This is a genomic window from Candidatus Afararchaeum irisae (genome assembly GCA_034190545.1).
GTDB lineage: Archaea > Halobacteriota > Halobacteria > Halobacteriales > Afararchaeaceae > Afararchaeum > Afararchaeum irisae.
On the sequence record JAXIOF010000003.1, the window covers coordinates 1 to 9,058 of the forward strand.

7 protein-coding genes are annotated in these 9,058 nt (G+C 52.2%); 5 read left to right on the top strand and 2 right to left on the bottom strand.

The window, feature by feature from the left end; all coding sequences use genetic code 11:
- Window positions 1-75: 75 nt before the first annotated feature.
- Window positions 76-1,479, top strand: a complete 1,404-nt coding sequence (locus SV253_00940) for an ATP-binding protein (protein ID MDY6774652.1) — start codon at window positions 76-78, stop codon at window positions 1,477-1,479.
- A gap of 20 nt (window positions 1,480-1,499) precedes the next feature.
- Here SV253_00940 and SV253_00945 read toward each other — a convergent pair whose 3' ends face one another.
- Window positions 1,500-2,945 carry a sugar transferase gene (locus tag SV253_00945; GenBank protein MDY6774653.1) on the bottom strand — a complete coding sequence of 482 codons (1,446 nt, stop codon included), beginning with the start codon at window positions 2,943-2,945 and terminating at the stop codon, window positions 1,500-1,502.
- Window positions 2,946-3,018: 73 nt separating this feature from the next.
- On the opposite strand from SV253_00945, the gene SV253_00950 reads away from it, so the two are divergent.
- From SV253_00950 to SV253_00960, 3 genes are read left to right on the top strand one after another with little or no spacing between them, the layout of a single operon-like run.
- The gene (locus SV253_00950; protein ID MDY6774654.1) at window positions 3,019-3,432 is read left to right on the top strand and encodes a VanZ family protein; all 414 of its coding nucleotides are present in this window, start codon (window positions 3,019-3,021) and stop codon (window positions 3,430-3,432) included.
- Between the two features lie 36 nt (window positions 3,433-3,468).
- Window positions 3,469-4,884: a DUF4330 domain-containing protein gene (locus tag SV253_00955; GenBank protein MDY6774655.1), complete on the top strand. Its 1,416-nt coding sequence runs from the start codon at window positions 3,469-3,471 to the stop codon at window positions 4,882-4,884.
- A 4-nt stretch (window positions 4,885-4,888) separates the two neighbouring features.
- Window positions 4,889-5,563 (top strand): hypothetical protein, encoded by a 675-nt coding sequence (locus SV253_00960; protein ID MDY6774656.1) that lies wholly within the window; start codon window positions 4,889-4,891, stop codon window positions 5,561-5,563.
- On the opposite strand, the gene SV253_00965 is transcribed toward SV253_00960, so the two are convergent.
- A complete protein-coding gene (locus SV253_00965; GenBank protein MDY6774657.1) occupies window positions 5,516-6,352 on the bottom strand; it encodes an undecaprenyl-diphosphate phosphatase in 837 nt (278 codons plus the stop codon). The two genes, SV253_00960 and SV253_00965, sit on opposite strands and share 48 nt — an antisense overlap.
- A 91-nt stretch (window positions 6,353-6,443) precedes the next feature.
- On the opposite strand from SV253_00965, the gene SV253_00970 reads away from it, so the two are divergent.
- Window positions 6,444-8,771 carry an STT3 domain-containing protein gene (locus SV253_00970; GenBank protein MDY6774658.1) on the top strand — a complete coding sequence of 776 codons (2,328 nt, stop codon included), beginning with the start codon at window positions 6,444-6,446 and terminating at the stop codon, window positions 8,769-8,771.
- The last annotated feature ends 287 nt before the right edge of the window (window positions 8,772-9,058 follow it).

Sequence of the window (9,058 nt, forward strand, 5' to 3'; positions counted from 1 at the left end):
ACGGGGACTCCGCGCTACCGAGAGTTGAACTGCTGTCCCGAAACATCTATCTTTTCGGACTACGATTATATAATCGTGATCCGAAAGTTTGTAAACCGTGACGAGGAGATCGGGTGGCTTGAGGAGAAGCTCGGATCCAACGACCGCGAGTTACTCGTTATCTATGGGCGCCGAAGAGTCGGCAAGACGGAGCTGATTAACCACGTTACTCAGAAAAAAGTCTCCGACAGTCAGAGTATATACTTCTTAGCTGACCAGAGAGGCACTTCGTCTAATGCCCGGAGACTCGCCAAAGACGCCTCAGAACATTTCGACGACATACCGCCTGATGTCGATAGCTTCGACGACTGCTTCAAGTACATACGTGAGAGAAGTCATGACACCGAGCTTATCGTCGTGATAGACGAGTTCTCGTACCTCGTCGAAAAGGATGACTCGGTACCGTCAGTGTTTCAGCTTATCTGGGACGAGATTCTGAAAGACACACAGATATCGCTAGTTCTCCTTGGCTCATCGATATCCATGATGGAGGAGGGTGTCCTTAGCTACGAGAGTCCCCTCTATGGCAGAAGAACCGGACAGTGGAGGCTTCGTCCCCTAGAGTTCGGAGACAGCACTGATTTCTTCTCCGACTCCGAGTATCCGTTCGATGACAAGATACGCGCATATGGCGTTCTCGGAGGCATACCGGCATACCTCGAGAAGTTCGATCCTCAGAGAGGTCTCTTCGAGAACATACGTGACGAGATTCTGTCGAAGGGCACTTTTCTCTACGAAGAGCCCGAGTTTCTCCTGCGTCAGGAGTTGAGGGAGCCTTCGAGCTATATGGACATACTCGAAGCGATGTCGTTCGGGGCTACGACAGTAACCGAGATAGCTAACTCGACACACAGAGAGGCTAAGGACATGTCGAGGTACCTCAAGAAGCTCCAGAGCCTCGATCTAGTCGAGAAGTCCGTGCCTGTCACAGCGTCTCAGAAGAAAAAGAAGAGAGGGATCTACGAGATCAAAGACAACTTCTTCAGCTTCTGGTTCAGATTCGTGTACCCCAACCTCGATGACCTCGAAAGGGGATCGGTCGAGGGGGTTCTCGACACAGTAAGAGAGGGTATAGACGTGTACACGAGCAGGGTATTCGAAGACATCTGTAGAGAAGCCGTAGCTAACTCGTCTATATTCGACGGTTCATCAGTCGGATCTTGGTGGTATGGGGAGAACGAGATTGACGTAGTAGGTCTCGACGAGAGCGAGGCGAGTCTTCTCTTGGGTGAGTGTAAGTGGACGGAGAGACAGGTAGACGCCGATCTCCTCAGAAGACTTGAGAAGAAGTCGTCCGAAGTCAGATGGAGAGGCGAGGACAGAGACGAGACATTCGCTCTCTTCTCTAGGTCGGGTTTCAGCCGGGATCTCAGAGACACGGCGAAAGAGAGGGATGACGTCCGACTTTATGACCTCGATACCTTGAGAGAAATAATATAAAGACGGATCGCTGTCTCGGACTATCCCTGAGACTCGTCGTCTTCTTCACCCACGACGAATCCCAGTGCGTCGACCACGACCATCCAGATCTGTCTCACTACGATCTTGATATCGAGCCAGAAAGACTGGTCACGTATGTATTCGAGGTCATACCTCAGCTTCTTCTCGGGCTCCGTACTCGATGCATCGTTTATCTGTGCGAGTCCTGTAAGACCGGGCTTTATGAACCATCTCTTGCGCCACATCTCTGTCTCTTTCTCAAGTAGTACTTCCTCGTCTCTCCACACTGCACGTGGACCTACGACACTCATGTCTCCCACGAGTATCGACCAGAGCTGAGGTATCTCGTCCATATGCGTCTTACGTATCACGCGCCCCACACGAGTTATACGGTGGTTCTCGGTGTCGTCGACGGGCTCGGGAGACTCGCTTTCGGGCAACATACTTCTGAACTTATAAATACTGAACGTATCTCCGAATTCGGCTGTCCTCTCCTGTTCGTACAGCACAGGACCCGGACTGTCGAGCTTTATAGCCGCCGCGATAACACCGATCAGAGGGGACAGAGCTAACAGACCGAACCCCGCGAAGGCGATGTCGAAGACGCGTTTGAAGACGTAGTCCTGTGGATCGATGGGCTCGAGCTCTATATCGACGAGCTCATCTTCCGACTCTCTACTCATCAGAACGCTGTCGACGTGGTCTCTGTGTGCCTTCGCCTTGACACCGTGTTCGTAACACGTGTCTAAGACCCCGAAGAAGTCAGATCGATCCTCGTCCACGAAGGCGAGTACAGCGGTGTCGGCGTTCGTCTTTACGAGTATGTCGTCGAGACGTGTAAAGCTCCCTAGCCACTCGATCTCCACACCACTCGACTCGGGCTTACCCAGAAACGCGCCGCCGTCCGCAACCGAGACATCCGAACCCGTCATCTGGGAGTAGACAGACAGTGGCGAGACAAATCCCACGAGGTTCTCCTGAAGATCCTTCTCGACTATATCTCTCATAGTCTCTATGTCGTTGCCCACGAGTACCGCTGTCTCTGCCGTTTCGGGAGACCGACGCACGTAGACGAACCACGCGGGTAACGTGACCGACAGGACAGCCACAACGAGTATCAGAGTCGGACGCGGGAGTTTGTACGTGTAGTCGAAGTACCCGATAGCCGCGAGCGCAAACCCCGCCACGAGAATCCGTTTGTGTGTCAGAAAGACGGTGTCGAGTATTCTCCGGGGCTTCGGCTTGAAGAGGGGTATTAGACTGCCGAGTACGACCACGAGTGTAGTCATCAGTGTGACGGTCAGGTCGCCGTTAGAGAGAACCACAGGATTAAGACGGTTGACGACAGGCACGTAAGTCGTCAGAGTACGCTGGAGAAGAGGATGGTTAGCGAGAACTACGGAGACCACGGTAGCCACGACTGCACCCACACCTCTCAGAAACCTGTATCTCAGACTCGCTTTCACTCTTTATCCGGGATTAGAGTAGGAGTTAAACGACATATATTTTGTTGTTGTAGCAACCACTCAAACACATCGGATGGAGAGACAGATACCTGTACCTCTGTTACCTCCGTGGCTACGCTGGCTAGGCGTAATCGCAGTAGCCGCGGTCATCTTCTATACATCCGTCATAGTCGTGCCACCCGAGATGCCGAAGCCCGAGTTCGCCCCACTCGACAAATGGCTACACTTTCTCGCGTACGCTGGTCTCGGATGGAGTCTGGCGTACGCCACAGTCGGCGAAAGCGACCGACGTCCTCTACACAAGGCTCTCCTAGTCTTCTCGGTTGTCTTCGGATACGGCTTAGGCATAGAGGTCATACAGTCGTTTCTGCCTTACCGTTACTTCGGCTTCGGCGACTTGGTAGCCAACGGTATAGGAGCGGCACTCGGTCTAACGTGGATTGGTCTCGAAAAGAGGATGAAGTTCGTACGAGCCGGTCTCGGATAGACAACTTTAATTAGGCAAGCTGGTTTCGGGACTAACATGGACATAATTGACGACGAGGGCAGACTCTTCGGCGTCGTAAATATCGTCGATGCCCTGGCTGTTCTACTCGTCTTAGCCGTAGTGGTCGCTGGAGTCGCATTCGTCGACCCGTTCTCGACACAAGACAAGACGACAAGGTATGTTACAGTCGATCTCGACTCTCAGAGAAGCTACACCGCATCGCTCATCTCCGAGGGTGACACGATGTCTTTGGAGAACTCATACGGCAACCTGACTGTCACGGATGTCTATACAACTCCTAGTCCCAAGACTGACAATGTCTCTGTCTTAGCACGTGCTAAGCTCGACGGACTTCTCGTAGAGGACTCACAGGGACAGATGGTCTTCGAGTTCGGGGGATCGAGGATACGTGTGGGCGACACGATCCCGATACAGACCGACGAGTACGGGGTCGAGGGTACTGTAACATCTGTAGGACAGAACGGCTCGACACTCGATACCCAGACCTACCCTGTGGTAGCTACGGCGACAGTCCCGTCGTCTCTGGTAGAAAACATAGAAGCCGGAGACTCTTATACCGTCAGCGGACAAGAGGTCGCAGTCTTGGAGTCTCTACAAGTACATCCCGGCGGACAGAACCAGAATACTGTCTATCTCGGTATGACTCTTGAGACGGTCTCTGTGGGAGGCGACAGGCTCTTCGCGGGGAGACAGACATCCGTCGGAGCGTCCCTGCCTTTCGAGACTGACTCCTACAGCATCTCTCCGAGTATAACCCAGACCGGCACCTCGGAGATATCCACAGCTATGGCTCGTGTCGTGACCGAGTCGACAGTGCCGACTCAGACCGCCGAACTCGTCGAAGTCGGTGACACGTACGGAGTGCGTGGACAGGAGATGGCGACCGTCAAGTCGGTCGAACTCTATCCGACGGGCAACCCCGACCAGAGACGTCTCGTGACGGGTCTGAGTCTCAGAAGCATCGAACGTTCGGGAGATACTTATTTCGGCAATACCCGGATCGAAGTCGATAACACAGTTACGTTCTCGAATGGATCTTACAGCTTCACGGGTAATATACGCAGTACGGGCACCACTACAATCTCCGAGGACACAACTCAGAAGAGTATACGTGTAAAGCTACATAACATCCCGCCAGAGACTGCCGACTCAATTTCAGTGGGTATGTCGGAGAAGGTAGGCGGTAGGACTCTCGCCGAGGTAGTCGACAAGGAGGTGGAGCCCGCTAAGATTACACTCACCAGTGACTCGGGAGAGATCTTCAAGCGTCAACATCCTATAAACAAGGACGTCTACCTCAATCTGAGAGTGACAGTACGAGACACTGAGACAGGGCTACGGTTCCACGGCAAGCCACTCAGGATAGGCAACGACGTGGTCTTCGAGTTCGAGAACGTAGACGTCAACGGCAGAGTGACACAGATTAGATAGAACGATGTCCCAGAGACCGAGACAGACCGACCCTCGTCTTTCAGACGATATACTACGCGGCTCAGCCGTCATCGGGAGACTTAGACGTATATCGGACGCGATCAGAGACGGATTCGACGAGTCACGTCTCCAGAATCTACTCAACTCCGTAGAGAAAGCAGTCCACGACTCTAAGCTCTCACGTATAGGCAGATCGACGGTTGATGTCTCCCAGTCTTCTTGGCTATACAGATGGCTTACCGCAGAGCCCGAGCCCGAGGTCGTGGTCATAGATCTACGTGAGACTCTAACTGTAGGCCCCTTGATAGAGCTGGTCGACAGAGCCGTTAGTTTTCTCGTCCCCGCGTGGGTCAGATCGAGAGTACACGCCACCGTCTCCGAGACGTACGCTTACGTCCGAGACGAGACAGTCAGGTCGATTAGCCTCGTCGCCCTAGCCGCAGTACTCGTCAACACTTCTTTCTCACTCGTACTCGGAGACCTGACGAATACCGGCTTTGTTCTCCGTTTCGGGGTTGGCTCACTCTCCGTATTGGGTGTGAGAACCCACGTGTCATGGGACGAGATAGCCGAGTCGAAGCCCGCTAAGCTTCTTATCGCAGTCCTCGAACCTCCTGAGCCGCCGCGTGACTCACAGTACGAGCGTCAGGTATCCGCCGACGACCGCGAGGAGTCCTAAGACCACACAGACGAGCCAGAAGGCTATCCTCTCGACGACCCTCATTAGAGCGTCTATCGTGAGGTATCCTACTACGGCACTCGCCGAAACTGCTGTTACCGCAGACACCGGACTCACACTAGGCAGACCGCCGGTCTCTAAGACGGTCAGAACACCAGCGCCGAACGCCGCGGGTATACTCAGAAGAAATGATAGACGCAGAGAGGTAGAACCGTCGTGACCACGTAGAAGTAGCGCACTCGCTGTAGTACCCGAACGTGAGACTCCCGGGAGTATTGCGAGTCCTTGTAGACCGCCCACAAGCAACGAGTCCGTGAGGTTTGGATCACGCGAACCGTAACTATCTCTACTTTCTGCTACTCTCTGTAGAACCCCTGTAATAACCAGAAGAAGTCCTATCACCGCTACGAAGACACCTCCCGTGACCTCGGTCGCTACCTCGATTATAGCCGAATACGCGGCTAATCCCGTCACGACTGATGCAAACGTAGCGACCCCCAGAAACCAGGCTTCGGCATTACGTGGTTCGAAAGCCGACGAAGGTCTCCAGTTCGACGTGTCCTTAACGTCGTCCAGAACCTCCAGAACTTCTTCGCGGTAATAGACTGTCGCAGACAGGGCTGTACCCGCGTGGAGAAAGAGTGACAGCTGTACCGCAGCGTCGGGCTCAAGAGAAGTGAAAGCAGTCAGAAACAGGGTTATGTTGCCCTCGCTCGATATGGGCAGCCACTCGAAGACACCCTGTAATACGCCGATTACCAGGGATATGAGAGGGGATATATCCGTCATTATACCGAGATTGGTCTGGGGTTTTTTGATACTGTCGAATAGACGACGTCTGTAAGTAGTTTTATACTACGGACTAGATATAATCTCAACCATGGACGAGATGCGTGAGGAGGTCGAGGATCTCCTTGACGAGAAGCCGGATATCGAGGATTCTCTACGTCAACTTATAGAGATAGACTCGTCTAACGAGTCGTGGGACTTCGATGACACTCCTTTTGACTCGGGGGAGTTCGGCGAGTTGGTGTCGAGGGGTATTCTTGATAAAGATGAGGAGGGGGGTTACGAAATTTCGGACACTAAGTCGGTCAGGACAGCTGTCGAGGGTCAGTCAGATGACTCAGATAACGAGTCATACGAATACGAGTTGAGCCTACCGGATCTTCCGTCGTTTAATCCAGTCTCTTCGGCTTATCTCATAGGCAGTCTGCTTATAGTCGTAGCTTTCCGGTCTATTACCTACTCAGACGTTTTCCGAGGGTCGGATGTAGTTCTCGCTGTTAATGACCCCTACTACTACCGTTACTGGGTTGACCGCTTGTTAGAGAAAACCAGCGGTGGTCTTCTCGACGCCATTCTTAAGGTACCTTCGGGTATCCAGCAGGGAGAACCTCTCATGGTGGCTGTATTAGGATGGCTATCAGGCATACTGGGGACTGACATTGTTCTGCCGTGGTTCCCTGTCGTATCCGCAGTAATAACAGGTCTTTTAGTCTACTTGGTTTCTGTACGTCTAACCAAAGACAAAAGAGCCGGTATCGCTTCCGTAGTTGCTCTCGGGGTTATTCCCGCTCATGCCTTCCGAACTTCTCTCGGCTTCGCTGACCACCATCCGTTCGACTATCCGTGGCTAGGTCTTACAGTACTGTCTCTGGTTATGCTGGCTGACACAGACAAGACCACTATATACAGGTACAGGTCGATCGGGCTCTCTGCTCTCTTAGGTATAAGCATCTCAGGACAGGTACTCTCGTGGGACAACAGCCCGATACTCATCGCCCCGCTTGGTCTATACATCTTCTTCGTCGTGTTCTCGTATATGAGATCTCAGGTCTCCCCTCTGCGAAGAAACATACCTGTCATACTCGGACTCTCGATGGCATCCGTGGTCAGCTATCTTTTCCATACCCGACTCGGATGGCACACTGATATAGTGGCTTACTCCCCATTTCTTCTCCTCTTAGGTGTAGCTGCGGTAGTGGTGGCTGCCGAGACAGCGTACCGCCTTGAGGTTTCGTTGAGACAGCTTGCGGCGGTCGAAGCCGTCTTAGCTGTCATAGGTGCTACCGCGTTTAGGTTTATCCTTCCCGACTTCTACTCACGTCTCATTAGTGAGCTGAATAACTTCGTAGGATTAGGGGGGATAGCTGAAACCCAGTCCTTGTTACAGGGTGGAGGTGTTTTAGGACCTATAACCAACTTTGGACTCTTTCTCTTCCTTGGACTCGGGTATATAGTATTCTCAGTCTGGTGGTCTTACTCCCGAAACGAGCCGAAGTGGACAGTCTTAGGTGTATACGGGGTATACTTCTTCATACTCGGAGTGGTTCAGGTCAGGTTTGCGGGACAGCTTTCTTTCTTCATAGCAGTCTTTACGGGAGTCGGCATACTCCATCTAGCCTCTCTAGTTGACCTGACTTCACAGCCCGCTTTCTTGGACTCAGATGGCGCGGATAATCGAAGGTCTGTGAAAGAGATTCAGATACCTGACAGAAGGACTGCTGCCTATGTCATAGCCCTCTTCCTCTTAGTCGGCGGCATAAACATCCCTCAGACAGCTTTACACGTCCAGAAGGGTACTGTCGTGTCAGACTCCGAGTACGACGCTGTGAAATGGCTGGAGTCGTACTCCAAGAAAAACGATCTGTCTTATCCAGACAACTACGTCTTCAGTGAATGGGGCGAAAACCGCGCGTATAACTACTTCGTAAATGGTGAGTCGAAATCGTACGGATACGCCAAATCTAACTTCCGTGATTTCCTCACGTCGGACTCTCCGGAGGAGTGGTACAGCCGTCTTAACAGCCAACACGACGGATTCGTGTTTCTGAAGAAAATAGACTCCCAAGATGTTCCTGTCGAGTCGGTCTACTCCCGCCTCTACAATAGCTACGGGAGTCGGAGATTGGGCGTACCGGGTGTCTCACATTACAGGGCTGTTTATGCTAAGAACTCCATACGTATATTCGAGGTAGTTCCTGGAGCCAAGCTCAGAGGATCTGTGTCTCCCAACTCGAATCTTACTATCAAATCTACCGTAGACATAGAGGATCAGACCTTCGTCTATAACCGTCAAGCCACCGCTAACTCGGAGGGTAACTTCTCTCTAACTGTGCCCTACTCGGGCGAGTACAGTATTGGCAACCAGACTGTCGAAGTAACTGACTCGGACGTCAGAAACGGTAACGTCATTGACATATGACTCCTGTCTGACGACTGTTAGCTTTTTTACAGGTGTATGACGCTAACCAGAAAGTATTTATAAGTAACGTAGCATGATTGGCATGAAGCTCCATAGGGCAGTCAAGGGTATCCGTCTGGTCTAACACAAAGACTTTAAACAGAAGACGGGAACCTATGACTGTCAACCATGGAGGTTGATTCCAAACTATGTATGATAAAACAACGAACGGAGGTGAACGCCTATGAGTACCAAGCGTAAGTTAGGTGCTCTGGCTTTTGCGGTACTGATGGTGACATCAGTAGTAG